General features: G+C 31.3%; 18 protein-coding genes. 5 read left to right on the plus strand and 13 right to left on the minus strand.

Annotated features, from left to right (window positions below):
• Positions 1-75: 75 nt before the first annotated feature.
• The gene (locus PTSHG_RS02910) at positions 76-492 is read left to right on the plus strand and encodes a Fur family transcriptional regulator (protein WP_019107396.1); all 417 of its coding nucleotides are present in this window, start codon (positions 76-78) and stop codon (positions 490-492) included.
• A 176-nt stretch (positions 493-668) separates the two neighbouring features.
• Here PTSHG_RS02910 and PTSHG_RS02915 read toward each other — a convergent pair whose 3' ends face one another.
• The 5 genes from PTSHG_RS02915 to dnaX all read right to left on the minus strand — a co-directional run bounded on the left by PTSHG_RS02915 (position 669) and on the right by dnaX (position 6,701).
• Entirely contained in the window at positions 669-1,970 is a 1,302-nt protein-coding gene (locus PTSHG_RS02915) for a Na+/H+ antiporter NhaC family protein (RefSeq protein WP_019107397.1), read from the minus strand.
• Positions 1,971-2,134: 164 nt separating this feature from the next.
• Positions 2,135-4,021 (minus strand): ATP-dependent zinc metalloprotease FtsH, encoded by a 1,887-nt coding sequence (ftsH, locus tag PTSHG_RS02920; RefSeq protein ID WP_019107398.1) that lies wholly within the window; start codon positions 4,019-4,021, stop codon positions 2,135-2,137.
• Positions 4,022-4,076: 55 nt separating this feature from the next.
• On the minus strand, positions 4,077-4,679 hold the full coding sequence (recR, locus tag PTSHG_RS02925) for a recombination mediator RecR (RefSeq protein WP_019107399.1): 603 nt from the start codon (positions 4,677-4,679) through the stop codon (positions 4,077-4,079).
• A gap of 1 nt (position 4,680) precedes the next feature.
• Positions 4,681-5,022 carry a YbaB/EbfC family nucleoid-associated protein gene (locus PTSHG_RS02930; RefSeq protein WP_019107400.1) on the minus strand — a complete coding sequence of 114 codons (342 nt, stop codon included), beginning with the start codon at positions 5,020-5,022 and terminating at the stop codon, positions 4,681-4,683.
• A gap of 8 nt (positions 5,023-5,030) precedes the next feature.
• Positions 5,031-6,701 carry a DNA polymerase III subunit gamma/tau gene (gene dnaX / locus PTSHG_RS02935; protein ID WP_019107401.1) on the minus strand — a complete coding sequence of 557 codons (1,671 nt, stop codon included), beginning with the start codon at positions 6,699-6,701 and terminating at the stop codon, positions 5,031-5,033.
• Positions 6,702-6,886: 185 nt separating this feature from the next.
• Between dnaX and PTSHG_RS02940 the strand changes: the two genes are divergently transcribed.
• Positions 6,887-7,171 (plus strand): hypothetical protein, encoded by a 285-nt coding sequence (locus tag PTSHG_RS02940; RefSeq protein WP_019107402.1) that lies wholly within the window; start codon positions 6,887-6,889, stop codon positions 7,169-7,171.
• Between the two features lie 165 nt (positions 7,172-7,336).
• On the plus strand, positions 7,337-9,151 hold the full coding sequence (locus PTSHG_RS02945; protein WP_019107403.1) for a zinc ribbon domain-containing protein: 1,815 nt from the start codon (positions 7,337-7,339) through the stop codon (positions 9,149-9,151).
• Positions 9,152-9,230: 79 nt separating this feature from the next.
• On the opposite strand, the gene PTSHG_RS02950 is transcribed toward PTSHG_RS02945, so the two are convergent.
• Genes PTSHG_RS02950 through PTSHG_RS10190 form a run of 3 tightly spaced genes read right to left on the minus strand, consistent with a single transcriptional unit; the run spans position 9,231 to position 11,100 of the window.
• On the minus strand, positions 9,231-10,271 hold the full coding sequence (locus PTSHG_RS02950) for a s-methyl-5-thioribose-1-phosphate isomerase (RefSeq protein WP_019107404.1): 1,041 nt from the start codon (positions 10,269-10,271) through the stop codon (positions 9,231-9,233).
• The gene (locus tag PTSHG_RS10185; protein WP_262361374.1) at positions 10,272-10,592 is read right to left on the minus strand and encodes a phosphorylase family protein; all 321 of its coding nucleotides are present in this window, start codon (positions 10,590-10,592) and stop codon (positions 10,272-10,274) included.
• Positions 10,570-11,100: a purine-nucleoside phosphorylase gene (locus PTSHG_RS10190; protein WP_262361375.1), complete on the minus strand. Its 531-nt coding sequence runs from the start codon at positions 11,098-11,100 to the stop codon at positions 10,570-10,572. Before PTSHG_RS10190 ends, PTSHG_RS10185 begins: the two co-directional genes overlap by 23 nt.
• Positions 11,101-11,192: 92 nt before the next feature.
• Between PTSHG_RS10190 and PTSHG_RS02960 the strand changes: the two genes are divergently transcribed.
• Complete coding sequence (locus PTSHG_RS02960) at positions 11,193-11,774, plus strand: class II aldolase/adducin family protein (protein ID WP_019107405.1); 582 nt, start codon at positions 11,193-11,195, stop codon at positions 11,772-11,774.
• Positions 11,775-11,868: 94 nt separating this feature from the next.
• Here PTSHG_RS02960 and phaC read toward each other — a convergent pair whose 3' ends face one another.
• The 5 genes from phaC to PTSHG_RS02985 all read right to left on the minus strand — a co-directional run bounded on the left by phaC (position 11,869) and on the right by PTSHG_RS02985 (position 15,971).
• Positions 11,869-12,939 carry a class III poly(R)-hydroxyalkanoic acid synthase subunit PhaC gene (gene phaC, locus PTSHG_RS02965; protein ID WP_019107406.1) on the minus strand — a complete coding sequence of 357 codons (1,071 nt, stop codon included), beginning with the start codon at positions 12,937-12,939 and terminating at the stop codon, positions 11,869-11,871.
• A gap of 16 nt (positions 12,940-12,955) precedes the next feature.
• A complete protein-coding gene (locus tag PTSHG_RS02970) occupies positions 12,956-14,014 on the minus strand; it encodes a poly(R)-hydroxyalkanoic acid synthase subunit PhaE (RefSeq protein ID WP_019107407.1) in 1,059 nt (352 codons plus the stop codon).
• A gap of 115 nt (positions 14,015-14,129) precedes the next feature.
• Entirely contained in the window at positions 14,130-14,795 is a 666-nt protein-coding gene (locus tag PTSHG_RS02975) for a GNAT family N-acetyltransferase (protein WP_019107408.1), read from the minus strand.
• A gap of 166 nt (positions 14,796-14,961) precedes the next feature.
• Positions 14,962-15,546, minus strand: a complete 585-nt coding sequence (locus tag PTSHG_RS02980; RefSeq protein WP_019107409.1) for a DUF3793 family protein — start codon at positions 15,544-15,546, stop codon at positions 14,962-14,964.
• Entirely contained in the window at positions 15,543-15,971 is a 429-nt protein-coding gene (locus tag PTSHG_RS02985) for a flavodoxin (protein WP_019107410.1), read from the minus strand. The genes PTSHG_RS02980 and PTSHG_RS02985 overlap by 4 nt, the downstream gene beginning before the upstream one ends.
• Before the next feature lie 265 nt (positions 15,972-16,236).
• Here PTSHG_RS02985 and gltS point away from each other — a divergent pair, with 265 nt between their 5' ends.
• On the plus strand, positions 16,237-17,466 hold the full coding sequence (gene gltS, locus PTSHG_RS02990; protein ID WP_019107411.1) for a sodium/glutamate symporter: 1,230 nt from the start codon (positions 16,237-16,239) through the stop codon (positions 17,464-17,466).
• The last annotated feature ends 270 nt before the right edge of the window (positions 17,467-17,736 follow it).

Below are 17,736 nucleotides of genomic sequence, written 5' to 3' on the forward strand. Positions count from 1 at the left end.
AATAAATATTAAAGGAAATTTTTAAATTAAATAAATTTTGATATAATACTTATAAGATTGAAAGTAGGTGAATTTTTGAAAAATTTTGAAGATGTATTAAAGAAAAATAATTTAAAAGTAACTAAAGGTAGACTTGCCCTTTTAGATTTACTTTACAAGTCTCACGTTCCAATGAATACAGAAGAAATTTTTGAAGCTGTAGATAAAAAGTCACTACCTAGCTTCACTTCACTTTATAGAATGTTAAATGAACTTACTGATAAAAATATTTTAAAGAAAAACTTGTATCACAATGGGCTATACTATTTTGAATTTGCAAATATGGGGCACAGACATTACATAGTTTGCGACAAGTGTGGAAAAATTTCTGCCATAGAAAATTGTCCAATATCAGATTTTGAAAAAATTGCTGAAGAAGAAACAGGTTACACTGTAACAAACCACATAGTAGAACTTCGTGGCATCTGTCCTGACTGTCAAAAAAATAGTTAAACCGTATTGTGGAATGCTATTCACATTACAAAATTTTTCTTTACTTTTACATTCTTAGAGTTATAATAAATATGTAAAATAGAAATAATTATTTTACGAACTTTACTTATATTTTGACAAATAAAAGAGACTTCTGTACACCCCGCAGAAGTCTCTTTTATTTTTTGATTTTTATTTTAAACTAAGGTTGTTACAAAACCACCTATTAAAATTAAAGGTATTCCATAAAAAATAAATTGTGGAACACAAGTATCCTTTATGTGTTCATGTTGACCATCTACTGAAAGTCCAGACGTTGGTCCAAGAGTTGTATCTGATGCTGGAGAACCTGCATCACCACAAACTGCTGCAATTGTAACAAGCAAAATTGTTGCTGGAATTGAATATCCAAGGCTAACTGCTATTGGTACATAAATTGCAGAAATAATTGGAACTGTTCCAAAAGATGTTCCAATTCCTAGAGTAATCATAAGTCCTAATAGGATCATTACATAAGATGCTACAAGTTTTGATCCTCCAAGTAGAGATGTTGCAAATTGAACTAAATCATTAACTGCTCCAGTTTTTATGAGTACATTTGCATATCCTGCTGCAATTAACATTACAAAGGCTATAAAGCCCATCATATTTATTCCGCCATCTAGCATTTTTTGTATGTCTTGCCATTTTATAACTCTAGTAACTACTATAAATATTAGACCTACCAAGGCTCCTAATGGAAGTGATTCAGTGAATATTTGAACTACAACAGTTATAATTCCTGATAAAAGAACAAGTATGTGCTTTTTCTCCAACTTGTTTGGAATCTCTTTCACATCTTGCTCCTTAACATCTTTTTGAGCATATTCCCTATCTCTTGAGAAAAATATCAAGCCTGCCACAAGTCCTATAAGCATTATCACTGCAACCATCCAATTTGTTGCAATAACATCTTTTCTCACAATAGAAAGTCCTGATCTATTGAATGAATCAACTATTAATCCTTGGAATATTGCACCATACCCAACAGGTATAGCTATATAAGGTGCCTTTAAACCAAAACCGAAGGAAACAGAAAGCATTTTTCTATTCATCTTCATCTTATTCATATGAGAAATTAGTGGAGGTATTAAAATTGGTATAAAAGCTATATGAATCGGAATTATTGTTTCTGCCGCCATAGCAATAACAATTATAATTGCACAGAGCAAAATTTTATTATCCTTAACAAGTGAACCAATCTTCTTAGCCATTATATCTGCTGCTCCTGTTTCCTGCATACAATAAGCAAGAGATCCTAAAAGAATATAACTAAGAGCTGTTTCTGCATTGTTTCCCATTCCTCCTATGAGAAGTTCCATCGTATCTGTAATTCCTACTCCAGAAATAAGTCCTGCGCATACTGCTGAAATCATAAGCGAAAAAAACACAGGTACTTTTGCTAAACATAGTGCCGCCAAAATAATTACAGACAACACAACTGCATTTGTAAAAATCATTTTTTCTCCCCTTTTCTTTTTTTCTTAATTACCTTATACCCTATTTATATATAATAATCCAAAATTTCACTAAAAAAAAAGACTTTTCTTTAATTTGTGAAAAATCTTTTTCTTAATTTCTATTTAATTTGACTTAACTTTATATTGATAATATTCTCAAAATTTTAATTTTCTTCCTTAATTTCTGTAATTTCTTTTTCATGATCTTTATCATACTTTTCTTCATATTCTTTTAAAATATCCATAAATTCTTCGCCAGTAATTGTCTCTTGGCGGAGAAGATATTCCGCAATGGCATGAAGTGCCCTTATATTTTCTTTTAATATTTCCCTTGCCTTATTGTGAGCATCCTCAATAATTTTTTGAACAGCCTCGTCAATTTCATATTGAGTTTGTGGTGAACATTGTAATGAAGTATCTCCGCCAAGATAAGCATTTGTCATTGATTCAAGGGCGACAAAACCAAATTCATCTGTCATCCCAAATCTCGTTACCATTGCCTTGGCAATTTTTGTCGCTTTTTCAATATCATTTGACGCTCCACTTGTCCTTATATTAAAAATAAGTTCTTCTGCTGACCTTCCTCCTGTAAGTGTTACAATATTATTTATTGCATCTTCCTTTGACATTAAGAATTTTTCCTCTTCATCAACTTGCATAGTGTAACCAAGAGCTCCTGAAGTTCTTGGAATAATAGTAATTTTATGAACTGGTGCAGAATCTTTTTGTTTTGCAGCTACAAGAGCATGACCAACTTCATGATAGGCGATAATTCTCTTTTCCTTTTGAGAAATAACTGCATTTTTCTTTTCATAACCCGCAAGGACAACTTCTACAGATTCTTCCAAATCTCTTTCACTCATTTTATCTCTACCTTCTCGAACTGCACGAAGAGCTGCTTCATTTATCATGTTAGCTAAATCTGCACCAGATGCACCTGCTGTTGCACGAGCAATCTTTTCAAAGTCAATAGCATCTTCTTTTTTTATATCTTTTGCGTGAACCTTTAATATTGCTGTCCTTCCGCTTAAATCTGGAAGTTCCACAGGAATTCTCCTGTCAAATCTTCCTGGTCTTAGAAGTGCTGGATCAAGTGAATCAGGTCTATTTGTTGCAGCGAGAATTACAACCCCTGCCTTAGCATCAAAACCATCCATTTCAGAAAGAAGTTGATTTAAAGTTTGTTCTCTTTCATCATTGCCTGATATTCCAGCTCCATCTCTCTTCTTTCCGATTGTGTCAATTTCGTCGATAAAAATTATACATGGAGCTTTTTCAACTGCTTGCTTAAATAAGTCTCTTACCTTTGCAGCTCCAAGACCTACAAACATTTCAACGAAGGCTGAGCCAGAAATTGAAAAGAAAGGCACTTCAGCTTCACTAGCTACTGCCTTTGCAAGAAGAGTCTTACCAGTACCTGGAGGACCTACTAAAAGTGCACCTTTAGGTAGCTTTGCACCAATTTCTGTGTACTTCTTTGGATTGTGCAAGAAATCTACAAGTTCTGATAAAGCCTCTTTAGCTTCATCTTGCCCTGCGACATTTTCAAATTTAATACCATCAGTAGATTCAACATAAATTTTTGCTCCACTTTTGCCAAAGTTCATTGGACCTACATCGCCCATTCTCTTAAAAATAAATTTTGACAAAAATAACCAAAAGGCAATAAAAATCGCAAAAGTTGCAACTGTTGAAATTATAAAAGAAAGCACAGGATTCATCTCAGCCTTATAGACTTGAGCTGATTTCACATTTTTATTTACTAATCTATCCACTAGATTAGGGTCATACATCCTATTAGTTTCGTATTTAACATTTTTCCCATCTTTTTCTACTTCAAAGGCAATAGTCCGATCTCTAACCTCTGCCTTTTTCACTTCTCCTCTATTTACCATATTTACAAAGGAAACATAGTCGATTTCTTTTATGTTGGTATCCTTATTAAGTCTCGGCACAAGGATAATAGCAACTACATAAAAAATTACTATCGCCAAAATTACATAGAGAATTGTGGGAATATATTTATTAAAATTATTTTTGTTGTTAGACAAAATTTTACCCCTTCCAAAAGTCTAAAAAGAAAAAATTTGGGAACAAGTCCCAAAATTAATCTAATCTTCTTCTATTTTCTATGGCAGTCTGAATTGTAATCTCGTCATAAAACTCGAGATCTCCTCCAACTGGCAAACCATAACCTATTCTAGAAACTTCCACATCAAAGTCAGCTAAAACATTTTTTATATAAGTGGCAGTTGCATCGCCATCCACAGTTGGATTTGTTGCAACAATTACCTCTTTAATATTATCTTTTTTCACTCTTTCAATTAATTCTTTTACACTTACATCTTCTGGCGATTTTCCTTTTAATGGCGAAATTACACCATGAAGAACGTGGTATTTACCGTGAAAACTGTTAGACCTCTCCATTGCGTCTACATCCTTTGGCATCTCTACTACACAAATGACAGCATCATCTCTTCCCTTGTTTGAGCAAATTTCACAAGGGTCACTGTCAGCATAATTCATGCAAATTGAACACTTGACAGTATTTCTCTTTGCAGAAATTATAGCGTCAGTCAAATTAGTAACCTCAGTTTCATCAAGACCAATGATATGATAGGCAAGCCTTTGAGCTGTTTTAGAGCCAATACCAGGGAGTCTATTTAGCTTTTTGATTAAGTCTTCAATAGGACCAATTTCTTTATTCATCTTATAGTCCTGGAATATTTAATCCACCAGTAAACTTACCCATTTGAGAGCTCATCTTGCTCTCAGCACTTTTCATAGCTTCATTTACAGCAGCCACGATTAAATCCTCAAGCATTTCCACATCCTCAGGATCAACAGCTTCTTTATCTAGTTTAATAGAAATAAGCTCCTTATTTCCATTTACAGTTGCACAAACTGCACCGCCACCTGAACTAGCAGAAATTTCTTCATTTGCTAAATTTTCTTGCATCTCTTCCATTTGTTTTTGAAGCTTTTCAATTTGCTTCATCATATTATTTCTTCCGCCTCCACCAGGGAAGCCACTAAATCCACCTCTAGCCATATTTCCTCCTAAATTTCTTCTATATTATTTTTCCCAAAAATTTCTTCTAACTTATCTATTCCACTCTTTTTTAATTCTATCCTTACATCAATATCTCTGCTGTAAATATTTTTTAATAAATCAGGCAAAATATTTTTTCTGTCAGGATTTGAGCAATATTCATAGTAGAAATTATACTCCTCTTGAAAAACTATCTCTAAAATTCCATCGTGAAATTTTTCTAGTTCAGCAAATTCTATAAATCCTCCAAAACCAGAATACTTTTGTGATTTTAGTTCATTTACAATTTTTTGCCAATCACTTTTTATTTTTTCAAGAGAAAGTGAAGTATCTCCTTTTTCATTAACCTCACCATTATTCTTTATTATAGCAGATTGATTTGATTTTTCAATTGACTCATTGCCTTTTTCATCAGGCTTTTCTTCATAACTATTTTCTTTTTGATTTGTAATTTCTTTGCTCTTACTTTTTATATTATTAAAATTATTTTGACTTGTTATAGTTTCGTTATCCCTAAAATTATTTTGTAGATAATTATTATTTGATAAATTACTTACCTTATCTTCCAAAGCCTTGACCCTTAAAATCAAATCATCTTTTAGAACTCTGTTACAAATTTTTATTGCATTCATCTCAAAGACAACACGTTTATTGTCTGCATATTTTATTTCTACAGAAAGATTTTTTAAAATATCAATGATAATCAAAAGGTCTTCCAAATTTACTCTTCCAGCAATTTCTTGAAATTCACTTAAATGAGAAGTGTAAATAATCTTTTGAGCTTCTTCCATAGTTTTCACGAGCAAGAGGTCTCTAAAGTGGCTTAAAATTTGTGAAGAAAGAGTATTAAAGTCCACACCCTCTTTGTAAATCTCATCTATTGTGAAAAGTGTCTGGCTCGTATTTTTTTCTACAAGAGCTTTTGAAAGTGAAAATAAAAGCTCTGAAGAAGAAATACCAAGGACTTCCATTGCGTCATCTATATTTATGTGTTCTTTATTTTTAGTAAGAAGCTGATCTAAAACTGAAAGTGCATCTCTCATTGCTCCATCAGCTGATTTGCTTATAAGTGTAAAAACTTCATCATCGCAAGATTTTCCTTCAAGTTCAGTTACTCTTTTCAAATTCTCTTTTATTTCATCAATGGAAATTCTCTTAAAATTATATTTTTGAGACCTTGAAAGAATTGTTGTAGGAATTTTTTGTATTTCAGTAGTTGCAAGTATAAAAATTAAATGTCTTGGCGGCTCTTCCAAAATTTTTAAAAGTGCATTAAAAGCCCCCTTAGAGAGCATATGAACTTCGTCAATTATGTAGACTTTGTATTTTAATGATTGAGGGGGATAAATTACTTTTTCCTTTAATTCTCTTATATCGTCCACACCGTTGTTACTAGCCGCATCCATTTCAACTACGTCTAAAACTGATTCATTTAAAATTTGTTTGCAGTTTTCACATTCGTTACATGGATTCCCATCAACTGGATGAAGACAATTAACAGCACGAGATAAAATTTTTGCTGCAGACGTCTTTCCTGTTCCCCTTGTTCCTTGAAATATATATGCGTGACTTATTTCATTATTTTTCACTTGATTTTTTAAAGAAGCTGTAACTGCTTCTTGACCACAAATTTCATCAAAAGTTTTTGGTCTGTATTTTCTATATAATGCTTTGTACATTTTCTCACCTAAAATAATTATACATGAAAAAATATTTTATTAAATTAGTTTTAAAATTTTTATAATTCTTTTATTTTCTTATTTCCAAAATCTTTAACATCATCTTCACATAATTTTCACATGGCAAGTATATTATGTAAACAAATCAAAGAAACAATGTGTTTCAAATAGGAGGATTTATTAAAATGAAAAATTTAAAGAAAATAGCAAGTGTTGGAATGATCTCTGTATTAATGCTAGGTATGGTAGCATGCCAAGGCGCTAACAAAAAAGCTGAAGAAGCTGCTAACGCTAAAAACAATGCAGTAGAAGAACAAGCTGAAGCTAACAAAGCACAAGCAAATGCTAACCAAGCTAAAGTTGAAGCTGAAGCTAAAGAAGCAGAAGCTAACGCAGCTATGAACGCTGAACAAGAAAAAGCTGAAGCTGATGCAGAAGCTAATGCAGCTACTGAAGAACAAGCAAAATAATTTAGCTTAACTTTTTAAAGGAAGCCTTTCGAGGCTTCTTTTTTTACATAAATTTATTATAAATAGTAATATTTTTTAATAAAGATAACTTTTTTAAGTCTTTTATTTACTATATAAAAGATTTGTCCACCAATAAAAATATGTTATAATATTTTAGAAGAAATAATGAAAGAAGGTGCTACATTGTTTTGTCCAAAATGTGGGAATCCTGTCTCTAAAGATGACAACTTTTGTGCTCACTGTGGTTACAATTTAAAAGATGTAAAAGTAAGTTTTTCATCAAATGACCTGAGCAAAAAAGAAAATACTAACAAAGTTGAAAAAATTTCTGAGCATACTAGAGTCTTTAATCCTAAATCACTTGACGGCATAGACACTACCGATGAACTCAAAAATATCATTGCAGAAGTAGACAGAAAAATTTCCAAAAATATTGAAGACTACGAAAAGGGCAATGTCCCAAAAAAACAACCTGAAAAGGAAAAGAAAACAAAATCACCTTTAAAGGATATAGAAATAAATAATAAATCTAAAGGTTCTGATAAAAGTCATGAAGTTATTGATACCAAAAAAGCAGATAAAGAATTTTTAGACGCAAACAAAGAAATTAAATCTGACTCTGGCATTAGTCAAAAAGAACTTGTCAGACGAGTTCAAGAAGAGCTAAAAAAATCAAATTTCAAGGAAAATTCTAAAAATGCTTCTTCAAATTCTTATGAAAGTATGAATTTAGATTCTCCTAATACATCATCTTCTTTTGAAGATAGAAGTTCTAAAAAATTTTCTTTAAAAGACAAGTGGAAAAACTTTATAAATGAAGATGATGATGAATTTTCTATTTTTTCTACAATAAGGGACGATACTAAGAAAAAAGAAGACACGAGAAATTTAGAAATAAGTAAATCCCTAGAAAATTCAGAAAAACCTTTTGAAAATACTCTTTCAACTCCAAAGATTGATATTGAAAATGCCATAAAAAAATCCGAGGAAATTAAAAGAAAAGAAGCAACAAAAAAGAAAGCTGAAGAATGTAAAAAAGAAGTTGAAAAAAGTAAAACTTCTGAGAAAAAAAGTTTAAATTCAGATGATGAAGCCCCTAAAATTGACATGACTTCAAAGGATAAAAGTCCTGATACTAAAAAAGTTTCTGAAGAAAAAAAAGATTCCAAGGCTTCTTTAGATAAAGATACAAAATATAAAGAAACAAAAGAAAATAAAACTCAAACAACTAAAGAAAGTCAAAAAATAAAGGATAATAAGAAATCTAAAAATTTAAAAGACTTATTTTCTTTTAAAGAAAAGGGTGAAAAGCCGGTCAAAGAGATAACTTCAGTTGATTCAAAAGTGGAAAAAGAATTTTCAAATAAAATTAATAATGTCGAAGAAAAAATTTCCAAGACATCTATGGATGGTCTTGACAAAATTTTACAATATTTAAGCAAAATTACCACTAAAGTTTCAGATTACATTGGCGAATTTGGCTCAAAGGAAAGTAAAATTGTAATTGCTATTGGTACAGTTTTAAGTGCTCTAACCCTATTAATTGGCAGTGGCTCTTTTAAATTTATTTTAATTGTATTCTTGGCACTAAAGCTTTTATTTGATTATTTTGAATTTTATGTTCCCCTTAATATTGCAACTGATAGAGATGATATTGACAGCTCTTATCCAGAAGTGAAAAAATTTGCACTTATTAACTGGATTATATGTAAATTATTTTTATCTGTTGGATTTTTGATTAGTCCCTTTGGTGGATTTTTCAAATACAATATGCTGCAAGCACTAACAGCAATGCCCCTTGCAACTTTAATTTTAGTTATCTTATCTCTACTAATTGCAATCACTCTTTACAAGAGAGAATTTATTGGAAGGTCAAAGATTAATTTCATAGGCTGGTATGCCATTGCATTTACGCTTTTTGAACTTCTATTTAAGATGATTTGGTTTATAATTAATTTTATTTTTGTAACACTTTTTTAAAATTTAATAAAAATATAAGGAGAGTTGTTTTTATGAACTTCTCTCCTTTTTACTTATATTGAAATTTTTTACTTACAAATTAATAATAACTTTTATAATCTGTCTCTAAATATTTTTTAAGCTCACTTGGCTTATAAATCCCCTTATCTGTCACAAAACCTTTTATAAGTTCTGGTGGAGTTATGTCAAAGGATGGATAAATTGCTTTTACTCCTTTTGCTGTGTGGTCTCCCAAGACAAGCGAAGGGTCGCGAAGTTCAATTACTATATCATCTTTACCTTTCTTTTCTCCATCTGGCATTCCCGTTACATAATAAGGAACCTTAAATTCGCGAGCAACAAGAGCAATTTGATGAGTGCCAACCTTATTTGCCACATGACCATCTAAAGTTATAGTGTCTGTTGCTGATGTAAATAAATCTATGCCAATATTTTCCATGGTGTAAGCGACCATGTTATCTGTAATTACAGTTGTATCAAAGCCCATTTCACTTATACAAGTTGCAGTGAGTCTCGCACCTTGATAATATGGTCTAGTTTCGGTGCAGTAAAATTTCACATTTTTGCCTTGGTCTTTTAAAGTCCTAGTCATTGTTCCTATAATTGTCTCTGCAAAACATTGAGTGAGAACTTTACCTCCATCTGGAATTAAATCACATAAATATTTTGCAACTTCATTCATAGCGCTGTATCTTCTGTTTAAAGAATTTATTGATTCTTGAAAAAGAGCCTCTATTACATTTTCTCCCTTTTCCATTGCCCTTTTGGCAGCTTCTATGGAGCCTTCTGTTACTTTTTTAAGTCTTGTAGATGTAGTTGGTCTCGCATTGGAAATTGTCTTGGCAGCATCTTCTAAAAACCCTATTAAATCTTTTTCCTTTAAATCTCTCGCCTCATAAGCAGCAAGTGCCATACCCATTCCAGCAGCCGTATAAGGCCCTGCTGACTGAGTAACCATATCCTTTATTGCCTTTGCTACTTCCTTGTGAGTCTTACAAATTTCAAAGCGTATTTCCTTGGGATAGACTCTCCTGTCTAAAATCCTAACTTCTCCATCCTCATACCAAGCTACATTTTCATATTTTAACATAAAGGGCATATCATAATCTTGTCTTTTCATTTAATCCAACTCTCCAATTATTTTCACAATCAAATTTTTTAATTTTGGCGAAACTTCTCTTGCTACATCTTCCACTTCGCTTCCATCCATATTTTCTATTCTGTCAGAAGAATAATTTGTGGCAACAGAAAATGCAAGGACTTTCATGCCACAGTGACCTGCTGTCAAAGTTTCTGTAATAGTTGACATGCCAACTAAATCTCCACCCAAAGTTCTTATTGCCCTAATCTCTGATGGCGATTCAAAAAATGGACCAACTGTGAAAAAGTAGACTCCTTCCTTTAATTCAATTCCCTCTTCAAGAGCACATTTTTTTGGCAAGGCTACGAAGTTTCTTGTCATATAAATTGTCAATGGGATAAAATCTGTCCCCAAACTCTGGCAAATTGTTTCCCCTAGTTGGACTTACTCCTGAAAAATTTATATGGTCTCTTATTAAACAAATATCTCCAGGATAAAAATTATAATTTACAGCACCTGCTGCATTTGTAAGAATTAAATTTTTCACGCCAAGAAGTTTTAAAACATAGACTGGCATGGCTAATTCGTCAAAATCATAGCCTTCATAGTAGTGAAATCTTTTAGTCATGCAAATAACATACTTTCCAGATAATTTTCCAAAAATAAATTTTCCTTGGCTATTATTAGTTGTTGAAATTAAAAAATTTGGTACATCTCCATAAGAAATTTCAATCTTATCTTCCATTTCATCTAATAGGTTTTCAAGTCCTGTGCCTAAAATAATTGCAATTTCTGGTTTTACTTTTATCCTTTTTAAAATATAGTCTGCACTTTCTTTATACTTATCAAAAATTTTTTCTTTTAACATAATACCTCTCCATTTATTTATCTTTAGTCTAACACAGCATAATCAATTGTCAATTGCATCCTAAATGTGATAAATTATATTTGAGGTGCGAGATGAATTACAGAAAAATTTTAGTAGAATATGGTAAAAAACTTTTAGATAAAAAATTAGTGGCAGGCACAAGTGGAAATTTAAGTCTTAGAGGAGAAGGCGATGAGATTTACATTACTCCAAGTGGCATGGACTACTTAGAAATCACAGAAAATGACATTGTAAAAATAAATTTTGATGGCGAAATTTTAGATGGAGACAAGAAACCTTCCTCAGAGTGGATGATGCATAGAGAAATTTACAAAAATTATCCATCTTACAATGCCATAGTCCACACTCACTCTCCTATGGCAACAGCCTTCGCAGTTTCACGAAAAAAAATTCCACTAATTTTAATTGAAATGAATCCTTTTTTGGGTGGCGAGATTGAAGTCGCTCCCTTTGAACTTTCAGGTTCTCTTGAACTTGCAAAATCAACTATTCCTTATCTTAAAAAATCAAATTCCTGCCTACTTGCAAATCATGGAGTGGTCTCTTGTGGCAAGGACATGGAATCTGCTTTTTTATCTGCAGAATATGTTGAAGATGCGGCAAAAATTTATTATTATTCCTTAAATATTGGAGAACCCAAAATTATTTCTTAGTAAAAATTCTTTTTTGAATAAAATCTTTTAGGCTTTTAAAATAAAAAATGACATAAAAAACCGAGCACAAATAAAATTATGCTCGGTAATTTTTTTATTTAGATTTATTTGTTAAAAAATCATTAATCTTTGGTGCAACTTCTCTTTGGCTTCTGCCAGACACAAATAATCCAATGTGACCAGTTTCAACTTCAACAAGCTCTACATCCTCTGAGCCAACAGCCTTAGGAATAGGCCTAGTTGCATTTGGTGGAACTTGGTTGTCCTTTGTACCTAAAATTGCAAGCACAGGACATTTTACATTTTTAAGGTCAACTCTTTCGCCATCTAGATAAAATTCTCCCTTAATTAAATTATTTTTATGATACATTTCTTCTTGGAACTCTTTGTAAGCTCTTCCAACTTGGTCAGGTGAATCGAAAATCCAGTGCTCCATGCGAAGGAAGTTTGCAAGTTTATTTGCATCATCAAGTGAATCAATTACGCCTACATATTTGTCCATCATTAAATCAATTGGCTTTAAGAATACAAAACCTGCATTCATAAATTCTCCTGGCACATTTCCAAAAGCCTTAACCATGTTTTCTGGATTTAGATAAGGTCCCCATTTGAATAAAAGTCCATCATCAGTAGAAAAATCAATTGGAGTTACAAGTGAAACAAGTGCATTTACCTTATCCCCATGAGTTGCAGTGTAAATGAAAGAGAATGTCCCCCCTTGACAAATTCCAATAAGATTAATTTTATCAATATTGTGTTTTCTTCTAATAATTTCAACACTATCATCTATATATCCATTGATGTAGTCTTCAAGTCCAAGGTACTTGTCATCCATAGTTGGGTAACCCCAATCAATGATATAAATATCTTGTCCACCTTCTAATAAATTTTTTATAAGAGATCTATCTTCTTGCAAGTCCATCATGTATTGCTTATTTACAAGAGCATATACAATTAGAGTTGGAATTTTATTTGGATCCTTTACCTTTGGCTCATAGTGGAATAACTTCATCTTGTCTTCTTCAAAAATAAGCTCTTTTGGAGTTGCATCATAGCCACTGTAGTCAACATTCATAAGTGTATCTACACCTTTAATAAGTTTTTCGTAAGAATCTACCATATCGGACATTGACTTAACATAATCTATTCCAAACATATTTTTCAAATTAATAACCTCCTACTTATTTATTGTCCTTATTATCTTCTTGATATTCCTTGTCTCTAATATATCTCTTAAGTTCTCTAACTTCTTTTTTAAGTTCATAAACAGTCTTATAAAGTGAGTCCATATCAGAGTTAGTTGGTATTGGGAACCATTTTAGTGAGTCTTCCACTACCCTATCTAAGTCGATTTTAAGAAGCATTAGCGAATCGACAAAGTTTCCTAAAAATTTAGAAAATTCGTCAGAGTAGAATAATTTGTCAAATTCATTAGAAGTTTGGTTTTTCCAAAAATTGTAAAATTCTTCAAAAGTCTTTGGAGCTTCTCCTTTTTTGATTAACTCAAAGGATTTCTTTATGACATCTTCTGTTGATTCATTGATTAAATTAGAAAGCATTATACTTAGCTCAGAATAATTTCCAATAAAGGTAATAAGCTTGTCTATAGTCTTCATTTGCATTTCATAAGTATTTCTGTCAATTCCAAATTGTGGAGAGTTTAGCATCTTTCCAAAAGTTTCTCCATAATTTTTCTTCCAAAGTTTGAAAAAATCTTGGAATGCTTTAGGGTCTTCAAAAATTCCCTTCATTATATCATCCATTAAATCAGAAGAATTGTCCATCCAAGGACCATAAATAGTTACAAGCATATCTCTATAGCTTTCAGCAGCACCCATGCACTGTTTGATTAAATTTTGAAGGTCTACAGGAATATATGGGAAGAGATAATTATTGATGTACTGAAGTGAGCCTTCCTTATATTCTTTCATTATTCTTTCAATATTTTCCTTAGTAGGCTCAATATTTTCATCATAAATATTTTTATAAAGTTCATAAATGCTGTAATATAACTTAGAAGTATCCTTTATTTTCTTTGCAACTTCGCTAGGAGTTCCGTGGAAATTAAAAAAGTCTGCAGTTCCTAAGTCGCCAAAAATCCTATTCATACTAGAAATATATTCAGCATTAAAAGGATTAAAGTTATTGCCGCCAAAAGACTTTGCATAGTCTTGCCACATGTCCATCATCTTCTTTTGTGAATTCATATACTCTTCAAAAAAATTGTATCCTTTATCCAAAATAATTCCTCCTCTTATTTTATATAAAATACTTGTAAACTATTATCTTATTTAAGTTATACCCTATGTTTTATAATATTAACAATTTATACATTTAATGATTTCATTAAATAAATTATTTTACTTTTGCCTCTTTAAATAAAATATTGCCATCATCGTCCACAGCAACTCCATAATAATTTGAATCAAAAGCATCTTTTAACTTATCTATTTCACTTGCATGGATTGTGATTTCTTCTCCAGTAAAATCAAAATCAATTTCATCTGATTTTAAGAGAATAAACCTGTCATAACCCTCTTTTGAAAATTCATCAGGATACTTCTTTTTAAGTGCAACTAACATATAGCCAGAATCTAAGGTATTTTTATAGGAGCGGTGGTTTTTTGGAGAAATAGTTGACATCTTGTGAGCAAATTTTGAACCCTCATATTTCTCTTCCAACTTTTGCCTAGTAATATTTTGTAGATTTCTTCCTCTATAATCTTTTAAAACTACAACTGTGTCATTTATAATAACTCTGTCTGGATCGACATAAAAATCTACATCGTATGCCAAATTTTCTTCATCACCTGGCACCTTTATACTTCTATAAGCTACAAGTTTGTCATCATCATATACACCTATGAAAGCACCACCCTTGTCAATCAAATGCTCCAAATCTTCTTTGCTATCGTGAGAAAAAATTTCTTTGTTCTCAATGCCTTCATACACTTCCGATGTAAGCTCATAAATTTCATCAATATCTTCTTTTTCTAAAAACTTAAAAATTAATTTTTTCATAGTACCTCTATAATAATCATAAAATTTTAATTGAAAATAAATTCCTTGTAAATACTAAGTATATTTCCCTTTATTACTCTAATAAATTAAATGTTCTTACTATTTTACCTTATAATAATAAAATAATCTAGTGAATTCTAAAAAAGACTGCCAAAAATTCAGCAGTCTAAAAACTTTCCAATATACTTTTCATTTCAACAATCTTTATCTCATCAAACTTTTCAAAGGCTTTTTTTGAGCTCTTCTCATCATTAAAGCACTTCCAATAACCTGTGCACTTGCAAACTTTTTTATCTCTGTCCTTAAAATCAATTACATCATTTAAAGGATAACCAAGAAATATTCCAATCTCATCTGGACAAAAATTCACAAATTTACTTTTCAAGTGACTTAAATAGTCATCTATAGACTTACAATTTTCATAACCCATTGAATTTAAAAACTCCAAAATTTTCTTTTGAGAAAGTCTTTTCATGAGCATACTTCTTTTAAAAAAATAAACTAATATAAAATCTTCCCCTTCATTTAGCTCGCAAAAATCAATATTAAGAGAATCTTTTATAATAAATTTATTTTTTAACCAAGTATCTTTCAATAATCTCTTCCCATTTCTTAAATTCATCATTGTCCCCAATTTTAAATCTTTTAAAGTTGGGGCAACTGTTGATTTAATAAGGGCAAGTAAATATTCAAAATCTTTAAAATTTTTAATTTGGCTTAAAAATTCAATGAATATAGAATTGTAAGTCATGATCTTGCAAGTTCTTTTCCTAGAGATTCACAATCTTCTATTGCTTCTTCATTTGGATCATCATAAGCAATTAGACCATCATCAACTAATTTTGCTCCAGTATTTTCAACTTCTTCTTGCCATAATTTCATCCATTCACCATCAGCCCATTCATAAGATCCAAATAAAGCAACATTCTTTCCTGCTAGAAGTGAATTTACTTTATCCATAAAAGGTCTCATTTCTGTTTCTTCAAGCTCTTCTGCTCCCATTGCAGGACATCCAAAAGCAATTCTATCTACACCTTTTACATCATCTTCTGTTGCAGAAGCAACTTGAATTAATTTTACTTCTGCGCCCTCTTTTTCTGCTCCTCTTACTACCGCTTCAGCCATTTTTTCTGTGTGTCCAGTTCCTGACCAATATATTACATTTACTTTACTCATTTCATTTCCTCCATATTTTGAAATTAATTATCATTTACTTTAATTTTAATAAATTTTAGGAATAATTTTTATATAAAATTATTATAATTTTTTAAATAAATATTTACTGCCAAATATTTATTTGGACTTAATCCTATTTTTTCTACTATTTGTAAAACTTTATAAATTTAAACACATGCTTTCATCTATATATTTGAGTAAAAAGCTAATATTTGTTATGATTTATATAGATAAAAATTGCAATAAGGATAATAAGGAGGAATTTATGGAATTTGTAAGAGAAAATGGCATCTTAACAATTAACTTGGATTCTATTTTAACTCTAGCCCTAGCAGTTATAGTTTTATTAGTTGGCTATGGAGTAAAGAATAGATCTAAATTTTTGAGAAAATATTGTATCCCTGCACCAGTAGTTGGTGGATTTATATTCATGTTTATAACTTTTATTGGTTATAAGACAAATACTTTTAACTTTGTCTATGAAAATATATTTCAATCTACATTTATGTTGGCTTTCTTTACAACAGTTGGACTTGGTGCAAATTTAAAAATTTTAAAATCAGGCGGTAAATTATTAATTATCTATTGGCTAGTTTGTGGTTTTTGTTCACTTGTTCAAAATACAATTGGAATTGGAGTTTCGAAAGCAATTGGTCTTGAATCTGCTTATGGAATGCTTGCATCTTCAATTTCAATGATTGGTGGTCATGGCGCTGCAATGAGTTACGGTTCAACCTTTGCAAAAATGGGTTATGAACAAGCTCCAGTAGTTGGTGCCGCAGCAGCAACTTTTGGACTTATATTTGGCGTAGTTATTGGTGGTCCCCTTGGTAGAAGGTTAATATTTAAAAACGACTTAAAACCTATTGATGATAATTTTGATTCATCAGCACTTGACAATTTATTTAAAGAAGATAAAGTAGAACTAACAAACTTAGATATTATAAAAAATGTTGCAGCAATTATTATATGTATGGCATTAGGTACTCTTGTTTCAAAACAAATTGGTAAATTAATTGATATGGACTTCCCAGATTATGTAGGTGCTATGTTTATAGCAGTTATACTTAGAAATGTAAATGAAAAAGCTCACTTCTATAAATTTAACGGCAACCTAGTTGACGGTATAGGCGATGTAATGCTTAACCTTTACCTTGCACTTGCACTTATGACATTAAAACTTTGGGAACTTCAAGACTTAATGGGTGGCGTTCTCGTAGTCCTAATTTGTCAAGTCATCTTCATGTTAATTTACGCTTACTTCTTTGTATTTAGAGTTCTTGGAAAGAATTATGATGCCGCTGTTATGTGTGCCGGACTTTGTGGTCATGGACTTGGTGCTACACCATCTGCTATAGTAAACATGACAGCAATCAACGAAGAATATGGAATGAGTAGAAAGGCTATGATGATAGTTCCTATTGTGGGAGCTTTCTTAGTTGATATAATCTACCAACCTATAGTATTGACATTTATTAAGACCTTTGTAAAATAAAAATACTATTGCAATTTATCTAATAATCATAACCACCGGCTTATGTGGTAACCCCATAATGAACTGACCTCCTCAAGTTGGTTTATTAGTCCAACTTTTGGGGTCAGTTCATAAGCCGGTGGTTTTTTTGTAATTAGAATACCCAGGTCCAAGCATGGATATTATGATGATAAAAAAATATACTCCAAATAAGCAGTCTATCAAATATTTGACATAGAGCTTTTTGCTTGAAACTAAAGCTTGTTTTCCTACCACCAGTATAGCCGGTGG

Origin of the sequence: Peptoniphilus senegalensis JC140, from assembly GCF_000321025.1 — a bacterium.
Classification (GTDB): domain Bacteria; phylum Bacillota; class Clostridia; order Tissierellales; family Peptoniphilaceae; genus Peptoniphilus_A; species Peptoniphilus_A senegalensis.

Bases quoted from the DNA above. Each gene is read 5' to 3' on its own strand.
- PTSHG_RS02915 (WP_019107397.1), bottom strand. From the start codon at position 1,970: ATGATTTTTACAAATGCAGTTGTGTTGTCTGTAATTATTTTGGCGGCA.
- recR (WP_019107399.1), bottom strand. From the start codon at position 4,679: ATGAATAAAGAAATTGGTCCTATTGAAGACTTAATCAAAAAGCTAAAT.
- PTSHG_RS02930 (WP_019107400.1), bottom strand. From the start codon at position 5,022: ATGGCTAGAGGTGGATTTAGTGGCTTCCCTGGTGGAGGCGGAAGAAAT.
- dnaX (WP_019107401.1), bottom strand. From the start codon at position 6,701: ATGTACAAAGCATTATATAGAAAATACAGACCAAAAACTTTTGATGAA.
- PTSHG_RS02940 (WP_019107402.1), top strand. From the start codon at position 6,887: ATGAAAAATTTAAAGAAAATAGCAAGTGTTGGAATGATCTCTGTATTA.
- PTSHG_RS02945 (WP_019107403.1), top strand. From the start codon at position 7,337: ATGAAAGAAGGTGCTACATTGTTTTGTCCAAAATGTGGGAATCCTGTC.
- PTSHG_RS02950 (WP_019107404.1), bottom strand. From the start codon at position 10,271: ATGAAAAGACAAGATTATGATATGCCCTTTATGTTAAAATATGAAAAT.
- PTSHG_RS10190 (WP_262361375.1), bottom strand. From the start codon at position 11,100: ATGTTAAAAGAAAAAATTTTTGATAAGTATAAAGAAAGTGCAGACTAT.
- PTSHG_RS02960 (WP_019107405.1), top strand. From the start codon at position 11,193: ATGAATTACAGAAAAATTTTAGTAGAATATGGTAAAAAACTTTTAGAT.
- PTSHG_RS02975 (WP_019107408.1), bottom strand. From the start codon at position 14,795: ATGAAAAAATTAATTTTTAAGTTTTTAGAAAAAGAAGATATTGATGAA.
- PTSHG_RS02980 (WP_019107409.1), bottom strand. From the start codon at position 15,546: ATGACTTACAATTCTATATTCATTGAATTTTTAAGCCAAATTAAAAAT.
- PTSHG_RS02985 (WP_019107410.1), bottom strand. From the start codon at position 15,971: ATGAGTAAAGTAAATGTAATATATTGGTCAGGAACTGGACACACAGAA.
- gltS (WP_019107411.1), top strand. From the start codon at position 16,237: ATGGAATTTGTAAGAGAAAATGGCATCTTAACAATTAACTTGGATTCT.